The organism is Novosphingobium humi, assembly GCF_028607105.1.
GTDB lineage: Bacteria > Pseudomonadota > Alphaproteobacteria > Sphingomonadales > Sphingomonadaceae > Novosphingobium > Novosphingobium humi.
This window is the reverse complement of sequence record NZ_CP117417.1, coordinates 2,330,715-2,349,026: the sequence shown is the minus strand read 5'-3', so window position 1 is coordinate 2,349,026 and position 18,312 is coordinate 2,330,715. Positions and strand designations below refer to the sequence as shown.

15 protein-coding genes are annotated in these 18,312 nt (G+C 63.8%); 8 read left to right on the top strand and 7 right to left on the bottom strand.

Features of this window, described 5'->3' with window-relative positions; genetic code table 11:
* Positions 1–18: 18 nt before the first annotated feature.
* Both PQ457_RS11015 and PQ457_RS11010 read right to left on the bottom strand, forming a co-directional pair.
* Entirely contained in the window at positions 19–2,907 is a 2,889-nt protein-coding gene (locus tag PQ457_RS11015; protein ID WP_273616915.1) for a M16 family metallopeptidase, read from the bottom strand.
* A gap of 87 nt (positions 2,908–2,994) precedes the next feature.
* Positions 2,995–3,642, bottom strand: coding sequence for an outer membrane protein (locus PQ457_RS11010; RefSeq protein ID WP_273616914.1), 648 nt, complete (start codon positions 3,640–3,642; stop codon positions 2,995–2,997).
* A gap of 192 nt (positions 3,643–3,834) precedes the next feature.
* On the opposite strand from PQ457_RS11010, the gene PQ457_RS11005 reads away from it, so the two are divergent.
* Together PQ457_RS11005 and clpB are read left to right on the top strand one after the other, a co-directional pair.
* Positions 3,835–5,613, top strand: a complete 1,779-nt coding sequence (locus PQ457_RS11005) for a M28 family metallopeptidase (RefSeq protein WP_273616913.1) — start codon at positions 3,835–3,837, stop codon at positions 5,611–5,613.
* Between the two features lie 115 nt (positions 5,614–5,728).
* Entirely contained in the window at positions 5,729–8,308 is a 2,580-nt protein-coding gene (gene clpB / locus PQ457_RS11000) for an ATP-dependent chaperone ClpB (RefSeq protein ID WP_273616912.1), read from the top strand.
* 40 nt (positions 8,309–8,348) lie between these two features.
* Here clpB and PQ457_RS10995 read toward each other — a convergent pair whose 3' ends face one another.
* On the bottom strand, positions 8,349–8,486 hold the full coding sequence (locus tag PQ457_RS10995; protein ID WP_273616911.1) for a hypothetical protein: 138 nt from the start codon (positions 8,484–8,486) through the stop codon (positions 8,349–8,351).
* Between the two features lie 120 nt (positions 8,487–8,606).
* Between PQ457_RS10995 and mtnP the strand changes: the two genes are divergently transcribed.
* On the top strand, positions 8,607–9,473 hold the full coding sequence (mtnP, locus tag PQ457_RS10990) for an S-methyl-5'-thioadenosine phosphorylase (RefSeq protein ID WP_273616910.1): 867 nt from the start codon (positions 8,607–8,609) through the stop codon (positions 9,471–9,473).
* A gap of 72 nt (positions 9,474–9,545) precedes the next feature.
* Here mtnP and desA read toward each other — a convergent pair whose 3' ends face one another.
* The gene (gene desA, locus PQ457_RS10985; protein ID WP_273616909.1) at positions 9,546–10,934 is read right to left on the bottom strand and encodes a syringate O-demethylase; all 1,389 of its coding nucleotides are present in this window, start codon (positions 10,932–10,934) and stop codon (positions 9,546–9,548) included.
* A 28-nt stretch (positions 10,935–10,962) separates the two neighbouring features.
* The gene (locus PQ457_RS10980) at positions 10,963–11,658 is read right to left on the bottom strand and encodes an alpha/beta fold hydrolase (RefSeq protein WP_273616908.1); all 696 of its coding nucleotides are present in this window, start codon (positions 11,656–11,658) and stop codon (positions 10,963–10,965) included.
* A 182-nt stretch (positions 11,659–11,840) separates the two neighbouring features.
* Between PQ457_RS10980 and PQ457_RS10975 the strand changes: the two genes are divergently transcribed.
* From PQ457_RS10975 to PQ457_RS10965, 3 genes are all read left to right on the top strand, one after another.
* On the top strand, positions 11,841–12,716 hold the full coding sequence (locus PQ457_RS10975) for a methylenetetrahydrofolate reductase (protein ID WP_420540935.1): 876 nt from the start codon (positions 11,841–11,843) through the stop codon (positions 12,714–12,716).
* Positions 12,717–12,786: 70 nt separating this feature from the next.
* Complete coding sequence (gene purU, locus PQ457_RS10970) at positions 12,787–13,659, top strand: formyltetrahydrofolate deformylase (RefSeq protein ID WP_273616907.1); 873 nt, start codon at positions 12,787–12,789, stop codon at positions 13,657–13,659.
* 17 nt (positions 13,660–13,676) lie between these two features.
* Positions 13,677–14,069, top strand: coding sequence for a dihydroneopterin aldolase (locus PQ457_RS10965; protein WP_273616906.1), 393 nt, complete (start codon positions 13,677–13,679; stop codon positions 14,067–14,069).
* Positions 14,070–14,108: 39 nt separating this feature from the next.
* Here PQ457_RS10965 and PQ457_RS10960 read toward each other — a convergent pair whose 3' ends face one another.
* The gene (locus tag PQ457_RS10960; protein WP_273616905.1) at positions 14,109–14,975 is read right to left on the bottom strand and encodes a LysR family transcriptional regulator; all 867 of its coding nucleotides are present in this window, start codon (positions 14,973–14,975) and stop codon (positions 14,109–14,111) included.
* Between the two features lie 323 nt (positions 14,976–15,298).
* Here PQ457_RS10960 and PQ457_RS10955 point away from each other — a divergent pair, with 323 nt between their 5' ends.
* Positions 15,299–16,003 carry a CoA transferase subunit A gene (locus tag PQ457_RS10955; protein WP_273616904.1) on the top strand — a complete coding sequence of 235 codons (705 nt, stop codon included), beginning with the start codon at positions 15,299–15,301 and terminating at the stop codon, positions 16,001–16,003.
* A gap of 5 nt (positions 16,004–16,008) precedes the next feature.
* Positions 16,009–16,644 (top strand): CoA transferase subunit B, encoded by a 636-nt coding sequence (locus tag PQ457_RS10950; protein WP_273616903.1) that lies wholly within the window; start codon positions 16,009–16,011, stop codon positions 16,642–16,644.
* Positions 16,645–16,700: 56 nt separating this feature from the next.
* Here the strand turns inward: PQ457_RS10950 and PQ457_RS10945 are convergent, their stop codons facing one another.
* Positions 16,701–18,302: a DHA2 family efflux MFS transporter permease subunit gene (locus PQ457_RS10945; RefSeq protein WP_273616902.1), complete on the bottom strand. Its 1,602-nt coding sequence runs from the start codon at positions 18,300–18,302 to the stop codon at positions 16,701–16,703.
* Positions 18,303–18,312 lie beyond the last annotated feature (10 nt).

The following is an 18,312-nucleotide window of genomic DNA, read 5'->3' as shown; positions in this document are numbered from 1 at the left end:
TGCCCGCCGGAGGCAAACTTACTTTGCCCCCGACACCTCCACCGGCAACCCGACATCCTTCAACTGCGCCTCGACCTTGGCCTTGTCGCCCACGACGACAAAGGTCAGGCCATCAGGTTGCAGATATTCCGCAGCCTTGGCTTCCAGCGCCTTGGCGTCAATGCTGCGATAGAGCGCGGGCAGTTTGCTGTAATAGTCATCCGGGCGGCCAAGGCGTTCATTGGCGGCAATCGCGCCCAGCACCTGCCCGTTGGTCTCGAATTTGTTGGGCAGGCCGCGGATGTTGCCGTCGGTCACACGCTGCAGTTCCTCGGCGGTGACGGGTTTGGCCCCCGGAAATGCCTTCATGTCGGCGATCATCGCCTTGATCGAATCGCCGGTGCGGTCGGTCTGGACCGGGGCGAAGAGGATCAGGCTGCGCGCGCCCAGCGGTTGGCGAACTGCCGTGGAGACACCATAGGACCACGCCTTTTCCTCGCGGATGTCGAGATTGAGGCGCGAGAGGAAGCCGCCGCCCAGCACTTCATTGGCCAGATCGAGGGCTTCCTGCCCCGGTGCGCGGCCATCAAGGGGCAGAACTTTGCCCGCCACGATCACGGATTGCGGCGAGCCGGGCCGGTCGATCAGCACGATGCGCGGGCGCACCGTGGGCAGAGCGGCGTTCAGCGCCTTGACCGGCTTGGCGGTGGCAGGGGCCTTCCACGAGCCCAGCGCCGCCTCCAGCTTGGGCAGCAATTCCTCCATCGTGATATCGCCCACCACGGTTACGCGGGCCAGATCGGGGCGCAGCCACTGGTCATGCGCGGCGCGCAGATCCTGCGAGGTCAGCGCTTTCAAGGATGCCGCATTGCCCAGCCCGTCCGAGGCATGGCCATAGGGGTGGTTCGGCCCGAACAGCAGCGGATTGATCGCCCGCAGCGCCACCCCGCGCGGGTTTGCCATTGTCTGGGCCAGCGCTGCCAGACGCTGATCCTTGACCTGCGCCACTTCGGCCGGGGCAAAGGCGGGGTGCAGCAGCACGTCCGTCATCAGCGAGAGCGAGGGCGCCAGATTGGCCGAGAGCGAGGAAAGCGTGATCGAACTGGTGTCCAGACTGCTGCCGGTCTCAATGCTCGCGCCCAGCCGTTCCTCTTCCTCCAGCACCTGCACCGCGCTGCGGGTGGTGCCGCCGGTGGCGTCCTTGACGGTGCCTTCCTTCAGCATCGAGAGCATCAGGCCCTGTGTGCCGGGCGTATTGAGCGAATCCGCCGCGATCCCCGCGTCAAAACCGATGCTGACCAGCACCTTGGGCACCGCTGTGCGTCGCGCCAGCGTGACCGGCATCCCGTTCGACAGCGTGGCGTGCTGGACCGAGGGGAAGGTCAGTTGGCCTACCGGCGCCACTTCGGGCATCTTGCGCGGGGGCGATTGCGGCACGGGCGGCACGGGGGCCTTGGCGTCTGGTTTGGGCGCGGGGCGCGTGGCCTCATCGCCCCATCCGCCCAGCAGTTCGCCCTTTTCCTTGCGCTCGCCCGGCGTCACGGCAATCGCCAGCACGGGCCGCTTCATCCAGCGCCCGGTCGCCGCCTTGATCTGGGCAGGCGTCAGCGCGGCCAGTTCGGCCAGATCCTTCTTATACTGCGCCGGATCGCCCGAATACATCAGCCCCTCGGCCAGCGTGGTGCCCTTGCCGCCAAAGCCGCCGACAACCTCCAAAGCGCCGATCTCCGCCGAGACCGAACGGGTGGCGGCCCGCTTGACCTCATCGGCATTGGGCCCTGTGGCCAGAAAGCGCGCGATTTCCGCATCCAGCGCCGCCTCGGCCTTGGCGCGCGGTACGCCCGGTTTCACATCCATCGAGATTTCGAGGAAGCTGACCTGTTCATGCGTCTCGAAATCGGCGCTGACCGAGACAGCTACCTGCTTGCCCCGGACCAGCGCATTGTCGAGCCGCGATGAGGCCAGCCCGCCAAGCACGCTCATGCCCATATCCAGCGCGGCGGCATCCTTGTCATTCAGCCCCGGCCCGGACCAGATACGCATGATCCGCGTGGTGGCCACCTTGTCCTGCATTTCGATGCGCTTGGGCCATTTCAACGTGACCGGCCCGGCCACGACCGGCTTTACCGCCGGGCCGGAAGGAATGTCGCCAAAGTATTTTTCCACCAGCGGGCGGGCCGTGGCCGCATCAATGTCGCCCGTCAGCACCAGCACCGCATTGTTCGGGCCATAGTGTTCGGTGAACCAGTGGCGCACATCCGAAAGGCTGGCCGCATCAAGGTCGGCCATCGAGCCGATCGTCTGATGGCGATAGGGGTGGCCCACCGGAAACAGCCCGTCGGTTTCGGCATAGCGCAGCAGGCCATAGGGCTGGTTGTCGCCCTGCCGCTTTTCGTTCTCAACCACGCCGCGCTGCTTATCCAGCTTGTCCTGCGTCACCGCGCCCAGCAGATGGCCCATGCGGTCGCTTTCGAGAAACAGCGCCAGCGGCAGCGCGCCGGTCGGCACGGTTTCGACATAGTTGGTGCGGTCATACCATGTGCTGCCATTGGTGCTGGTCGATCCGGCGGCTTCGAGCGGCACGTCGAAATTGGGCACATTCTCGCTGCCGCCGAAAAACAGATGTTCGTAAAGATGGGCAAAGCCAGTCTTGCCGCGCGGCTCGTTCTTGGAACCCACCCGGTAATAGGTGGTGACCCCGATGATCGGCGCCTTGCGGTCGGTATGGACCAGAACCGTCAGCCCATTGGACAGCTTGAAGCTCTCATAAGGAATATCGACCTTCTTGACCAGTTCGGCCAATGGCGTGGTGGGCAGCGTGGCGATCGGCCCGGTGCGCGGCGCGGTCGATGGTGCCTGTGCGAGGCCAGCTTGGGCGGAGAGGGCAAGGGCAAGTGCCAGCAGCGGTGCGGAAATCTGGTGTCGCATGGTGTTTCCCGTCAATGGAATGCACCATGGGTAGTTTCATCCCCGGCCTGTCGCAAGGATGAACCTTGTGTCAGGCCGGGGCAAAAATCAGAAGCCGTAGATCATCCCCGCGACCACCTGATGGCGGTCAAAGCTGACGCCGGTCTTGGTGCCGTTGATGCTGAGTTCGCCATAATTGGTATAGCGATATTCGAGACGCATGCGCACTTTGTTGAGCATATATTCGGCGCCTGCCCCAACGCGGACACCGTCCATGGTCTGGCTGCCGTGATAGATATTGGCGCCTGTGGCGTCGGCCACATCGAGCGTGCCCAGCGCGTTGGAATAGCCAGCCTTGGCATAGGTCAGCAGACGCGGGGCGACCATATAGCCGAACTTGGCGCCAATGAAGATGTCGCGCCCCACGCCCACCTTGAGGGAGCCCACGCCCGTGGCCGCTTCACGCAAGGCCGCCGTGCTGCCCATCACTTCGACTTCGAAACCAAGGCGGCTGCGCTCCCCCGTGCGCGTGTCGACGCCCACAACGCCGCCATAGGTCACGCCGCTGCGCCCGATGGTGGTGGTCGAATCGCTGCCGATCACACTGTCATAGCCCACGATAGGGCCGGCATAGACCTCCATCTCGGGGTTTTGATAATCGATGCGCGGCGATGCCGCCATGGCGGGTGATGCGGCGATGGCGCTCAGGGCTGCGGTTGCCGCCAGGACACGGCGGGCGGCAAGAAGACTGGTCATTTCAGGAAATCTCCGAGGAATGGAAACGGGACGAACCTGTCTTTTCTGGCCGAACTAGGGTTAATTACTGGTTCTCGTCTTTGATTTTATTTCACAATTTTTAACCCCCATGCCCCTGATGGGCCGATGCTTGCCTGCCGCGAAATCTCGCCTATGCTGACATGCATGTTAGTTTCCCATAAAGAGAGATGCATGCCTGCTCTTGCCAAGTTTACCGCCTGCCTGATCCCCGCGTTGCTGCTGGTCAGCCCCGCCCATGCCCCCGCCCATGCCATTGAATCGGTCGAGGCGACCGAGGCCATGTACGAAGAAGCAGGCGCGCCGCCCGCCGACAAGCCTGCCGCCAAGGTCGAGGCGCCGACCCGCGCCGAGGCGGACATGCCGCTCGACCCGCGATTTTCGGCCGAGCGCATCCGGTCCGACATTGCCTTCTTTGCCGACGATCTGCTCGAAGGGCGCGATGTGGGCAGCAGGGGGCATGAGATCGCCGCGCGTTATGTGGCGCAGCGTTTCGCCTCGCTGGGGCTGACGCCGATGGGCGATATCGGGCTGGACGGCAAGCGCGGCTGGCTCCAGCGCATCACCTTTCAAAAGACATCCTATGCCGATGGCCCGGCCGGCATGGAGATCACCGGCCCCAAGGGCAAGGTCAGTTTCGAGCATGGCAAACAGGTGATGGTTTCGGCCAGCGCCAATGAGCCGAAGCTGGATATCAGCGCGCCGCTGGTGTTTGTCGGCTATGGCATCGACAATGATCTGTTGGGCATCAATGATTACAAAGGGCTGGACGTAAAGGGCAAGATTGTGGTCGTGCTGCGCGGCTATCCGGCGGGCATGGCCAGCGAGGAGGGCGCGCATCTCTCGGCCACCAAGGCGCAGATGGCGCAGGCCCATGGCGCGATCGGCGTGATCACCCTCAACACCAATGCCTCGGCGCGCGTGCGGCCTTGGGAAAAGGCGCTGCAATATGCCTTCTATCCCAGCTATGCCTGGGTGGGCGAGGACGGCAAGGCGAATGAGGCTGCGCCGGGCATCCGCGTGGCGGGCGCGATTAGCGATGAGGCTGCCGTTGCGCTGCTGGCGGGGGCCCCGCGCACGCTGGCTCAGATCCGCGCCGAGGCTGACAAGGTGGGCGGGCGGCCCAAGGGCTTTGCGCTCAAGACCAGCCTGCGCGCTTTTTCGACCAGCAAATCGGAGCGCGTGACCAGCCCTAACATTGTGGCCATGCTGCCCGGCGGCGATCTCAAGGATCAGACCGTGGTGCTTTCGGGCCACCTCGACCATCTGGGGATTGCCGCTCCCAAACCGGGCGATGCGCCGGACAAGGACCGCATTTACAACGGCGCGATGGACAATGCAGCGGGCAGCGCGACCACGCTGGAGGTCGCCCGCGTGCTGTCCGAGGACAAGAAAGGCCCGCGCCGCTCGGTGGTGTTCCTGATTTCGACGGCGGAGGAAAAGGGCCTGCTGGGCGCCGATTATTACGCCAACCATCCCACCGTTCCGGCCGCCAGCATTGTCGGCAATGTCGATCTGGACATGCCGGTGCTGCTCTATCCCTTTACCGATGTGGTGGCATACGGGGCGGACCATTCGACACTGGGGCCGATTGTGGCCGCCGCCGTCAAGCCGATGCAGGTGAGCCTCTCGCCCGATCCGATTCCGGCTGAAACGATCTTTGTGCGTTCAGACCACTATCGCTTTGTGCGCAAGGGCGTGCCGGCGGTGTTCCTTGCCACGGGCTATGCCAATGGCGGGGCGGCGGCCAATGAGGCGTTTCTGGCCAAGACCTATCACCAGCCCAATGACGACATGAATCAGGCATGGGACTGGCGTGCGGGCGCGCGCTTTGCCGAGGCCAATTATCGCATCACCCGCGCCATGGCCGATGGTGACACGCCGCCGCAGTGGTTCAAGGGCGATTTCTTTGGCGATACTTATGCGGCAGGGGCGGTCAAGGCAGCGAAATAAACCGGATTGCTCCGCATCAAAGAACGGGGAAACATGGGGCGGTAAATTCTTGTTGCAAGGGCTTGTGTGACGATTTTGTCACACTACCTTGTGAGGCAACGGAGGAACCGACCCCATGAACCTCGAAAAGTTTACTGACCGCGCCAAGGGTTTCCTGCAAGCCTCGCAGACTTTGGCGATCCGCCTGAACCACCAGCGCATCACGGCGGAGCATATTCTGAAGGCCCTGCTGGAAGACAGCGAGGGCATGGCCAGCGGGCTGTTGCAGCGCGCGGGCGGCAATCCGGCGATTGCCGGCGCCGAGCTGGACAAGGCGCTGGCCAAGATCCCGGCGGTGTCGGGATCGGGCGCACAGTCGCAGCCCGGCCTCGACAATGACGCCGTGCGCGTGCTGGATAGCGCTGAGCAGATTGCCACCAAATCGGGCGACAGCTTTGTCACCGTTGAACGCATCCTTGTCGCGCTGGCTCTGGCCACGACAACGGCTGCCGGACAGGCGCTGAAAGCGGCCAATGTGACCCCGCAGGCGCTGGAGGCCGCGATCACGCAATTGCGCGGCGGGCGCACGGCCGACAGTGCGGGCGCGGAAAACGCCTATGACGCGATGAAGAAATATGCCCGCGACCTGACTCAGGCGGCCAAGGACGGCAAGCTCGACCCGGTCATCGGGCGTGACGAGGAAATCCGCCGCACGGTGCAGATCTTGGCCCGCCGCACCAAGAACAACCCCGCGCTGATCGGCGAACCGGGCGTAGGCAAGACCGCGATTGCCGAAGGTCTGGCGCTGCGCATTGCCAATGGCGATGTGCCCGACAGCCTCAAGCATCGCCGGTTGATGGCGCTCGACATGGGCAGCCTGATCGCGGGTGCCAAATATCGCGGTGAGTTTGAGGAGCGCCTGAAGGCGGTTCTGGACGAGGTGAAGGGCGCGGAAGGCGAGATCATCCTGTTCATCGACGAGATGCACACGCTGATCGGCGCGGGCAAAAGCGAAGGCGCGATGGATGCGGGCAATCTGCTCAAGCCCGCTCTGGCGCGCGGCGAATTGCATTGCATCGGCGCGACCACGCTGGATGAATATCAGAAGTATGTCGAGAAGGACCCTGCCTTGCAGCGCCGGTTCCAGCCCGTTTTCGTGGGCGAGCCGACGGTGGAGGACACGATCTCGATCCTGCGCGGTTTGAAGGAGAAATACGAGCTGCACCATGGCGTGCGGATCGCGGATAATGCGATTGTCGCGGCGGCCACCCTGTCGAACCGCTACATTGCCGACCGCTTCCTGCCCGATAAGGCGATCGACCTGATGGATGAGGCCGCAAGCCGCATCCGCATGGAGGTGGAGAGCAAGCCGGAAGAGATCGAAAACCTCGACCGGCGGATCATCCAGCTCAAGATCGAGGAAATGGCGCTGGCCAAGGAGAGCGATCAGGCGTCGAAGGACCGGCTGGCCGCGCTGCGCGAGGAACTCGCCAATGCCGAGCAGAAGTCGGCCGAGCTGACCACCCGTTGGCAGAACGAGCGCGACAAGATCGCCGCCGAGGGCAAGATCAAGGAGCAACTCGACGCCGCGCGCATCGAGCTGGAACAGGCGCAGCGCAAGGGCGATCTGGCCCGCGCGGGCGAGCTGTCCTATGGCCGCATCCCCGATCTGGAGCGTCAGCTTTCCGAGGCGCAGTCTCAGGCGCAAAACGCCATGCTGCGCGAGGAAGTGACCGCCGATGACATCGCGGGCGTGGTCAGCCGCTGGACCGGCGTGCCGGTCGACCGCATGCTTGAAGGCGAGCGGGAAAAGCTGCTGCGCATGGAAGAGGTGATCGGCAAGCGCGTGATTGGCCAAAAGGATGCGGTCGTGGCCGTCTCCAAGGCCGTCCGCCGCGCCCGCGCCGGTTTGCAGGACCCCAACCGCCCGCTGGGCAGCTTCCTCTTCCTGGGCCCGACGGGCGTGGGCAAGACCGAGCTGACCAAGGCGCTGGCCGGGTTCCTGTTCGACGATGACAGTGCGATGGTGCGCATCGACATGAGCGAGTTCATGGAGAAGCATGCCGTCTCGCGCCTGATCGGCGCCCCTCCGGGCTATGTCGGCTATGATGAAGGCGGCGTGCTGACCGAGGCGGTGCGGCGGCGGCCCTATCAGGTCGTGCTGTTCGACGAGGTGGAAAAGGCCCACAGCGATGTGTTCAACGTGCTGCTGCAGGTCCTCGACGATGGTCGCCTGACCGATGGGCAGGGGCGTGTGGTGGATTTCACCAACACGCTCATCATCCTGACGTCCAATCTGGGCAGCCAATATCTGGCCAATTTGCCTGAGGGCGGCGATGTGGAGAGCGTCGAGCCGCAGGTGATGGAAGTGGTGCGCAGCCATTTCCGGCCCGAATTCCTCAACCGTTTGGACGAGATCATTCTCTTCCACCGGCTGGGTCAGGAGCATATGGCCCCCATCGTCGATATTCAGGTGGGCCGGGTGCAGAAGCTGCTTAAGGATCGCAAGATCACGCTGGCCATGACCGATGCGGCCAAGCGCTGGCTGGGCCGGGTGGGCTATGATCCGGTCTATGGCGCGCGTCCGTTGAAGCGCGCGGTGCAGCGCTACCTGCAGGACCCGCTGGCCGAAAAGCTGCTGGGGGGCGAGGTGCCGGACGGCAGCACGGTCAATATCGAGGAAGGCGACGGCGCGTTGAACATCAGCGTGGCGTGATAAAAGGGGGTCGGGGGTGAAATCCCGGCCCCTTTTCGCATCAGGCGAGCAGGATGGACGTCTGGTCGCCATCGCCCGTTACCGAAAGCGGGCTGTGTGCGAAGGCCATGGCGTAAATTGTCATCGCAATGCCAACACGGCGGACCGAGGGGCTGTCGAACTGGCCAATCAAAAGCATGGTATTTCCTTTCGACCGCAGACCGCACAGGTGCGCAACTCTTGGCAAGGGAAGCGAAAAGCGGTTTCGGCGCCGCGCTCCATCGGCTAGGCCACGCGCAGGACACAGGAGTTTGAGCCTATGAGCGCATGGCATATCGGGGTGATTGGCGGATCGGGTCTGGCCGAGGGGATCGGGCTGGAAAATGCGCAGGAGATCGCGGTCGAAAGCCCCTTTGGCGCGCCCAGCAGCAGCGTCACCACCGGCACGCTGGACGGCGTGCGCATGACCTTTCTGCCGCGCCACGGGCCGGGCCATGCCATCCCGCCCAGCGACGTGAACTATCGCGCCAATATCGACGTTCTCAAACGCTGCGGGGTGACGGATATCGTCTCGCTCTCGGCGGTGGGATCGCTGCGTGAGGAATATGCGCCGGGCCATTTCGTCTGCGTCGACCAGATGATCGACCGCACCGAGGGCCGCGCGCGCAGCTTTTTCGGCAGCGGCATGGTGGCCCATCTGGCGCTGGCCGATCCGGTCTGTCCGCGCCTGTCCGAATTGCTGGCGCTTTCGGCCCATCATGCGGGCGGCACCGTGCATCCCAAGGGCACCTATATCGCCATCGAAGGTCCGCAATTTTCGACCCGCGCGGAAAGCCGGATGTATCGCGGATGGGGCGCCGATGTGATCGGCATGACCGGCTTTCCCGAAGTGCGCTTGGCCCGTGAGGCCGAGCTGCCCTATGCGATGCTGGCGATGGTGACCGATTACGACGCCTGGCGCGATGAAGAAGCGGGCGTCGAGGCCCATGAGGTCTTTGCCACGATGAAGGCGAATGCGGCGCTGGCTCGCGCGGCGGTGCGCGAACTGGTTCGCCTGTTGCCAGAAGTGCGCGAGGCCAGCCCGATTGACCGGGCGTTGGACGGAGCCTTCGCCACGGCGGTGGACCGGCGCGATCCGGCGCTGTTGGGGCGGCTCGATGCGGTTGCCGGTCGCGTTCTGCGGTAAACGGAAAACGCCCCCGCCGTCTCCGGCAGGGGCGTTTCCTTGGGTCAGAACCGATCAGGTGGTTTGATAGGATCAGGCTTGGCGGTTGCGCCAGCTGTCGGCATAGGCATCGCGCGCTACTTCCGAATAGGGCACGGGGGCGACCACAGCCTTGATTTCGGTCTGGACGTGGCGTTCGACGGTGGGCTTGCGCGTGCCGCCATCGGGTTCGCCCCACAGCAGCGTGACCTGCGTGCCGGGCGTGGCGATGCTTTCGTCGACCATGGCCAGCGTCAGGAACTTGCCCTCATTGGCGGTATAGCCGATCCAGGTGGACAGGCCGACCATCTGGCCGTCCTTGAGCACCTGATCGAACGGGTGCATCGCATAAACGGCGCTGGGATATTCCATGAACTTGGCGCGCTCGCCCTTCGACAGGGCCGAGGACTGGACGCGCATCACATCCTCATTGTCCAGCGCCAGCGTCACCTTGCGGCGGTGCGGGCCGGCGGCCTTGGCTTCGAGCGCCTCGCGGCCGATGAAGTCATGGTCGAACTTCACAAACGGACCATAGCCCAGATCCCACGGGGTCAGGTAATAGCCCTCGATGCTGTCGGGCACATAGGAGCCGCCGATCGAGCACTTGGCTTCATAGGAATTGGCGCTGGCCCATTCGCGGAAACCCTTCGAGCCTTCGCCGGTGTAGGTGGCGGGGAGCGGCGAGGGGATCCAGCCCGATTCCAGCGTGTTCGACGAATAGGTGCGACCACCGCACAGCGTCAGGCCATAATCCTTGCCCGCCTCGACCAGCGCGCCATGGACGGCGGCGTAATCTTCCCAGGGGCCGAACAGTTCATAGCCCGGCTGACCGGCCATGCCGTGACGCAGCGCGCGCACCTTGGCCCCGCCGAATTCCAGCGTGGTCATGTGGAAGAACTTCAGGTCCGGGGCATCATAGCCCAGCGCCTTGGACAGCACGGCCATCGCGTTGGGGCCCTGAAGCTGGAAGCGGTAGCTCTTGCGCTTGCCGTCGGTGCGCATGGCCCAGCGCTCGTCACGCTCGACTTTCACATCCCACTTGCCGGTGGCGGCGTGATATTCGACCCATTCGATTGCGGGCGCGCGGCCCACCAGATTGAACAGATTTTCGCCCAGATAGAACAGGATCACGTCGCCAATCACATAGCCTTCGGCGGTGCAGGGCACGAATTGCTTGGCGCGATCAGGCACAAAGCCCTTGAAGCTGTTGATGCCCAGATAGTTGAGCATGGCAAAGGCATCGGGGCCCGACACTTCCAGATCGACCATGTGATACGACTGGTTGAACAGCACGGCGGTCTTGGCCCAAGCCTGCTGTTCGGTGCGCCAGTTCGAATATTCGGCCGGAACGCCGGGGTAGACATTGGGGCCAACCTGCGCGTTGCGCAGCATTTCGACAATGTCGCCGCTGGCATCGAGGACTTGTTGCAGGCTCTGGGTCATCTTGCTCTCCTTATGTGGATCTTGGTTTTCAGGCGCGCTGGGTCAGCCAGCGGGCGATGATCTGGGTGAAGGCTTGCGGGCGCTCAATGGGCAGGAAATGGCCTGCATCGGGCACGATTTCCAGCGTCGCGCCGGGAATGGCGTCGGCGATGGCGCGGGCCTGCTCGGGCGGGCTCCACACATCCAGCGCCCCGGTGCAGGAAAGCACCGGCATGGAGAGGGTCGGCAGCAAATCCTCGAGCAACGGGCGCGAGAGCAGGGCCTCGATCTGCGCTTCAAAGGCGCAGAGACCCTGTTCAAGGCACATCGCGGTCAAGGGCGCCATCAGCGCAGGGCGGTTGTCGGGCGCGATCATCGGCGGCAGCCAGTCGGCCACCAGCGCTTCCATCCCATGGGCGCGGCCCTTGTCGCGCAGGGCATAGCGCTTGTCCGCCTCGCCCGCGCCCACCGGATGCGTGCCGGTGGAAACCAACGCGAGCCGCTCAACCCGGTCCGGCGCGCGGCGGGCCACCTCCAGCGCCACGCGCGCGCCCATCGAATGGCCCAGCAGCGCAAAGCGTTCGGGCGCCTGTTCCAGCAGCCGCTGCGCCATCGCGCCCAGCGAATCCACCGCGCCCCAACCGGGCAGGGCGATGGCTTGCGGCAGGGCGGCGCATTGCGCGGCAAAGACCCGCGAATCACAGATCAGACCGGGAACCAGCAGCAATGGGAGGTTTTCAGACATCGTTTCCCGCAATTTTCTCGTCCATGAAAAATTCATCTATACGAAATTATCGCTCTGCGCTAGAGGACACTTCAAGTCACGCGCATTTCGTTTTAGTATGCGTCGCATACAAATTTCCGTCCCCGATGAGACAGGCATCAATGCCCCCATCGCCGGGCGCAAGAGAGAAAGGGCAGAGGACCATGGTGGCCATTTCGCAGATCCACCCCAATTGGGAACGCGCGCCGGACGGTATTACCGACGGATTTTCCTTGGAAATCACCGCCAAGGATGTCGATTCGTTGCGCGCCGCCGCGCCCGCCATTCCCCCCGAAACGCCCATCGCCGTCACCTTCCTGCCCGGCGAGGAAGCACCCGCGCGAATCGCTGCCGCCAAGGCCGTGCGTGCGCTGGGCTTTGAGCCGATGCCGCATTTCTCCGCCCGCCGGATCGCCAGCGAGGCCGAGTTTGAGGATTATCTCAACACTGTGGTGCAGGAAGCGGGCGTGCGCCGCTGTTTTGTCATCGCGGGCGATCCCGAACATGCTGCGGGGCCCTATAACGATTCGAGCGAGCTGATCGGCACCGGCCTGTTCGAAAAAGCCGGGATCAAGGCAATCGGCGTGGGCGGGCACCCGGAAGGGCACCCCAACATGAGCGAGGAGCAGTGCTGGGAGGTTCTGGCCCGCAAATGCGTGGACATTGACGCGCGCGGCATGGCCCCGCTGGTGGTTACGCAATTCGGGTTTGATCCCGATGCGGCGCTCGACTGGCTGGTCGCCCTGCGTCAGCGCGGGATTGCCGCGCCTGTGCGCATCGGCGTGCCGGGGCCGGCCGGGATCAAGACCCTGATGCGTTTTGCCGCGCGCTGCGGCGTGGGCGCCTCGGCCAGCGTGCTGGCCAAATATGGCATTTCGATCACGCAATTGCTGGGCAGCGCCGGGCCGGACAAGCTGGTTGACGCGCTTGCCAAGGGCCTGAATGAAAGCCATGGACCGGTGCGGTTGCATTTCTATCCGTTTGGCGGACTGGAAAAAACCGTGGCGTGGATCAACGGGTATCGCAAATCGCGCGCCTGATACGGCGCGAGCAGGAAATAAGCGCCGGCGCTCAAATGCGCCGTGCGGGAGAGAGAAAGGATCTATCCAAGTGACCACGTCTGACCACGACACTGTTTGTACGCTGAGCCTGTCCTGCGCGGACAAGCCCGGCCTTGTGGCCAAGGTGGCGGGCTATCTGGCGGGACGCGGCGGCAATATTCTCGATGCCCAGCAGTTCAATGACCGCCTGACCGACCGCTTTTTTATGCGCGTGATCTTTGCCTTGCCCCAGGGCGATACGGCCGAGGAATGGCGCGCCCATTTCGGCGATCTGGCCGCCGAACACGCGATGGACTGGCGTCTGCGCGTCCATGGCGAAAAGCAGAAGGTCGTGCTGATGGTCAGCAAATTCGACCATTGCCTCGGCGATCTGCTCTATCGCTGGCGCATCGGCGAGATCGACATGGATGTGGTGGCGATCATCTGCAACCATGACCGCAAGTTCATCACCACCAGCCTGATCGGCGATCTGCCCTTCTATCACTTGCCGATCACCAAGGACACGAAGGCGCAACAAGAGGCGCAGATCAAGGCCATCGTGACCGAAACGGGGGCCGATCTGGTGGTGCTGGCGCGGTATATGCAGATCCTGAGCGATGATTTGGCAAGCTTCCTGTCGGGCCGCTGCATCAATATCCACCACTCGTTCCTGCCCGGCTTCAAGGGCGCCAAGCCCTATCATCAGGCCTATGAACGCGGGGTCAAGATGATCGGCGCAACGGCCCATTACGTGACCGCCGACCTCGACGAAGGCCCGATCATCGCGCAGGACGTGGGCAGCATCAGCCACGCCCATGCGCCCGAAGACCTTGTCCGCAAGGGCCGCGACATCGAACGCCGCGTGCTGGCCGAGGCGGTCAAGGCGCATCTGGAGGATCGCGTGTTCCTCAACGGCCACCGCACGGTGGTCTTTCCGGGCTGATACGGGAGGCGGGGTGTATGGACAGTGTGATCTCTCTGCGCCCCGCACCCGTTGCGGGCCATGAGGTGGCCGAAACGGTCGTGCGCCTTTCGGGTTTCGAGGTGATGGCGGCCGTCGGCGTCAACCATGGCGAAATCGGGCGGCGCCAACCGTTGGTCATTTATGTCGAGCTGGGCCTTGGTGTGGGCGCGATCGAGCGGCTCGACCAGACCGTCGACTATCGCGACATCGGCGCGGCGGCGGAAAGGCTGGCGCGCACCCATATCGACCTCATTGAGAGCTTTGCCCGGCAGTTGGGTGAGGCCTGTCTGGGCATGGGATCGGTGCTCTGGGCGCGGGTGCGGATTGATAAGCCTGAGGCTGTCGATAATGGCATGGCCTCGGTGTCGGTGATGGTGCGGGCGGTTTAGGTTTTCGCGGGGGTTATGCCTCCGGCGGGCAAACTGCCCTTACCGGGGATCAATCCGCAACTCTGCCGCCCGCTTGAACAGTTCCAGCACCAGCGGATCGCTCTCCTCTGCCCGGATGGCGGCCTGAAATTCGATGCCGCGTGCGGGCCGTGGCCAGACTTCTTGCAGGCGCCCGCCCGCCACCGCTTCGCGCGTCATGGTTTCGGGCAACAGGGCGACGCCTTGGCCCGCCGCGATAATGTCGATCAGCATCCGGGCATTGTTGCAGGTGCGGATCGCGGGCAGGGCATCGCCCGAGAGCGTTTCAAGCATGACCTGATGCAGCGGCGACTGGCGGGGCAGGGACCAGAGCGGGGGCGTCGCGCCCTCGCGCATCGCGGCGGCCGTGGTGGGCGATGCCAGCCATTGCAGCGCCACCGCGCCGATTGAGGCGGTTTGCAGCCCCGGACTGGCCGCAGGGCCGGCCAGAAACACCAGGTCGCTCGTCGCGCCCAGCAGATCCTGCAGCAATTGCGCGGTCAGGCTGATGGTGATGTCCAGCGTTACGGCAGGCATGTCGCGCTCGATCTCGGCCACGAAACCCGGCAGGCAGGAGGCCGCCGCGATCTCGCCGGTGCCGATGCGCACGACGCCGCGCGCGCCCGCCAGATTGTCCGCCGCCAGCGTCCGTTCCAGCGCAGCCCATAGCGGCTCGGTATCGCGCACCAATTGCCGTCCGCGCACCGTCAGCAGCATCCGCCGTCCTTCGCGCCGGAACAAAGGATAGCCGATCTGCGCCTCCAATTCGCGTACGCGGGCCGAGATGGTGGGCTGGGTGGTGTTCAGCCTCTCCGCAGCCGCCGCGAAGGTGCCGAGGCGCGCGATCCAGAGCAGGGTTTCGAGGTGGTAGAGGGCGATGCGGTTCAATTTATGCCTCCGGCGGGCAAAGGGCGGGGGCCCTTTGCAATCCCGTTAATGGTGTTGCGTCCGGCTGGCCACGACGCGCCTTTCCGCGAAGCGGTTTAACAGCCTGCGGCGCTGTGAGGTTGCGCAAGGCTGAACCCGTAACGCGACATTGAAAGTATCGGGATTGTTAAGGGCCCCCGCCCTTAACCCGCCGGAGGCACCTTTCTTCGCACATCTCAATACATTATCATCTTCTATCAATACCCCAAAAAAACTATCATTAGAACACATCATTTTCCTTCGTTACAGTCCCCCCATATCAATCCCGAGAGAGAGGGAGCTGTATGGCGAGCAAGGTTTATCCCAGCGCAGAAGCCGCGCTGGACGGGTTGTTGCGCGATGGTCTGCTGATTGCCAGCGGGGGCTTTGGCCTTTGCGGCATTCCGGAACGGTTGCTGGATGCGATTCAGGCCAGCGGGGTCAAGGATCTGACCTTTGCCAGCAACAATGCGGGCATCGACAATGAGGGCATCGGCAAGCTGTTGCGCACGCGTCAGGTGAAGAAGATGATCTCGTCCTATGTGGGCGAGAACAAAGAGTTCGAGCGGCAATATCTGGCCGGCGAACTGGAGGTGGAATTCACCCCGCAGGGCACTTTGGCCGAGCGTCTGCGTGCGGGCGGCGCGGGCATTCCGGGCTTTTACACCAAGACGGGCGTCGGCACGCTGGTGGCCGAGGGCAAGGAAACCAAGGTCTTTGACGGTCAGGAATATGTGCTGGAACAGGGCATCTTTGCCGATCTGGCCATTGTGAAGGGCTGGAAGGCGGACACCACCGGCAATGTCATCTTCCGCAAGACGGCGCGCAATTTCAACGTGCCTGCCGCCACCGCCGGCAAGGTCACGGTGGTCGAGGTCGAGGAAATCGTCGAGCCGGGCCAGTTGGACCCCGACGCGATCCATCTGCCGGGTGTCTATGTCCAGCGCATCGTGCTGGGCAGCTATGACAAGAAGATCGAATTCCGCACCACCCGTCCGAAGGAGGCCTGAGCAACATGGCTTGGAATCGCAATGAAATGGCCGCCCGCGCCGCGCGTGAGTTGCAGGACGGCTTTTACGTCAACCTTGGCATCGGCATCCCGACGCTGGTGGCCAATTACGTGCCCGAGGGGCTGACCGTGACGCTGCAGAGCGAAAACGGCATGCTGGGCATCGGCCCGTTCCCCTATGAGGGCGAGGAAGATGCCGACCTGATCAATGCTGGCAAGCAGACGATCAGCGAACTGCCCCATTCGGCCTATTTCGACAGCGCGCAGAGCTTTGCCATGATCCGTGGCGGCCATATTGACCTCACCGTCCTTGGCGCGATGGAAGTGTCCGAGGGCGGCGACATCGCCAACTGGATGATCCCCGGCAAGATGATCAAGGGCATGGGCGGCGCGATGGATCTGGTCGCGGGCGTTAAGAAGATCATCGTGGTGATGGAGCATTGCGCCAAGGATGGCAGCCCCAAGTTCATCCCCGCCTGCACGCTGCCGCTGACGGGGCGCAATGTGGTGGACATGATCGTGACCGATCTGGCCGTGTTTGCCCGGCCCGATCACAACAGCCCGTTCAGGCTGGTCGAATTGGCCCCCGGCGTTACGGCCGAGGAAGTGCGCGAAAAGACCAGCGCGCATTACGTCGAATAAGGCAAGCCGCCTGACAGGAAAAAGGCCGGGGTGGATCGACCGCCCCGGCCTTTTCTTTAGTCCACGACCACCACGCCACCCTGCGGCCGGGCAGGTTTGCGCGTACACCAGAGCAGCGCCAGCATCGCCACACAGCCCATCCCGGCAAACCAGAAGATGTCGAGCGAGGACAGCAGGTAGGACTGGTTGACCATCTGTCCGGTCAGTGCGCCGGTGGCCTGCGCCTTGCTCATGCCGATGGTCTGCAAATGGTCCATCGCCTGCACATAGGCCGGATTGCCGTTGTTGGCTGCTTCGGCCAGACGGCTCTGGTGCAGAATTTCGCGTCGATCCCAAAACGTGGTGGTGATCGAGGCGGCAAAGGCGCCCCCGGTGATGCGGGCAAAGTTTGAAATGCCCGTGGCCGAAGGGATGCGGTGCGGCCCCAGCCGGTCAAAGGACAGCGTGGTCATCGACATGAAGAACGTGCCCATCGCCGTGCCCTGGACGATCGAGGGCAGCACGAAATGCCAAAGATCGGTATCGGGCGCAAAGCCGGTGCGCATCATATAAGACAATGCAAAGGCCAGCAGCGCATAGGTGGCGACATAGCGCAGATCGAGCGTGCCTGCCGCCCGCGCCACCAACGGCGCCAGCAAAAAGGCCACCATGCCCGCAGGCGCCGACACCAGCCCCGCCCATGTCGCGGTATAGCCCTGCTGGGTCTGCAGCCAGAGCGGCATCAGCAGGTTGCTGGCAAAGAAGAAGCCGTAGCCCAGACAGAAGCACAGCGTGCCGATGGCGAAATTGCGGCTCTTGAACAGGGTCAGATCGACCGCGGGATGCTCCTCGGTCAATTCCCAGATCAGCCAGGCAATGAAGCCCAGCACCGCCACCACCGACAGCGCGCAGATGAAGGTCGAATTGAACCAGTCCTCATCCTTGCCAAGGTCGAGCACGACCTGAAGCGAGCCAACCCACAGCATCAGCAAGGCCACGCCGCCCCAATCGAAGGGCAGCTTGACCGGCGGCGTGTTATAGGCCCGCATCCGTGCCATCAGCACGCCCACGGTGATGAAACCCACCGGCACGTTGATGAGGAAGATCCAGCCCCAGTGGTAATTGTCGGAAATATAGCCGCCAAGGATCGGCCCCAGCACCGGTCCGACCAGCGCCGTCATCGACCAGATCGACAGGCCCACGGTGCGCTTTTCGGGCGGAAAGATCGCCAGCAGCAGCGCCTGGCTGCCCGGAATCATCGGGCCTGACACCGCGCCCTGCAGCAATCGGAACAGGATCAGCGAGGGCAGCGACCACGCGATCCCGCAAAGGAACGAGGCCAGCGTAAACAGCGCCACCGAGGCGATGAATGTGTTGACCAGGCCAAAGCGCCGCATCAGCCACCCGGTCAACGGCACGGTCACGCCATTGGCCACGGCAAAGGCGGTGATCACCCATGTCGCGGTGCTGCTCGCCTCGCCCAGATTGCCCGAGATGGTGTTGAGAGCGACATTGGCGATGGTGGAATCGAGCACCTGCATAAAGGTGCCCAGCGCAAGCGCGAAGGCCGCCGAAAACAGCGCCGCGCCATGCAGCGGCGGGGGCGTTGCGGGCGAGGGGCTGTTATCCTCAACCGCGAATTCGCTCGCGTCCAGATCTTGCGAGGGGGATTGGCTCATGACCTCTGCC

Excerpts from the sequence above, each read along its gene's own strand:
- PQ457_RS11015 (WP_273616915.1), bottom strand. The coding sequence starts at position 2,907 with ATGCGACACCAGATTTCCGCACCGCTGCTGGCACTTGCCCTTGCCCTC.
- PQ457_RS11010 (WP_273616914.1), bottom strand. The coding sequence starts at position 3,642 with ATGACCAGTCTTCTTGCCGCCCGCCGTGTCCTGGCGGCAACCGCAGCC.
- PQ457_RS11005 (WP_273616913.1), top strand. The coding sequence starts at position 3,835 with ATGCCTGCTCTTGCCAAGTTTACCGCCTGCCTGATCCCCGCGTTGCTG.
- clpB (WP_273616912.1), top strand. The coding sequence starts at position 5,729 with ATGAACCTCGAAAAGTTTACTGACCGCGCCAAGGGTTTCCTGCAAGCC.
- PQ457_RS10995 (WP_273616911.1), bottom strand. The coding sequence starts at position 8,486 with ATGCTTTTGATTGGCCAGTTCGACAGCCCCTCGGTCCGCCGTGTTGGC.
- mtnP (WP_273616910.1), top strand. The coding sequence starts at position 8,607 with ATGAGCGCATGGCATATCGGGGTGATTGGCGGATCGGGTCTGGCCGAG.
- desA (WP_273616909.1), bottom strand. The coding sequence starts at position 10,934 with ATGACCCAGAGCCTGCAACAAGTCCTCGATGCCAGCGGCGACATTGTC.
- PQ457_RS10980 (WP_273616908.1), bottom strand. The coding sequence starts at position 11,658 with ATGTCTGAAAACCTCCCATTGCTGCTGGTTCCCGGTCTGATCTGTGAT.
- PQ457_RS10975 (WP_420540935.1), top strand. The coding sequence starts at position 11,841 with ATGGTGGCCATTTCGCAGATCCACCCCAATTGGGAACGCGCGCCGGAC.
- PQ457_RS10965 (WP_273616906.1), top strand. The coding sequence starts at position 13,677 with ATGGACAGTGTGATCTCTCTGCGCCCCGCACCCGTTGCGGGCCATGAG.
- PQ457_RS10955 (WP_273616904.1), top strand. The coding sequence starts at position 15,299 with ATGGCGAGCAAGGTTTATCCCAGCGCAGAAGCCGCGCTGGACGGGTTG.
- PQ457_RS10950 (WP_273616903.1), top strand. The coding sequence starts at position 16,009 with ATGGCTTGGAATCGCAATGAAATGGCCGCCCGCGCCGCGCGTGAGTTG.
- PQ457_RS10945 (WP_273616902.1), bottom strand. The coding sequence starts at position 18,302 with ATGAGCCAATCCCCCTCGCAAGATCTGGACGCGAGCGAATTCGCGGTT.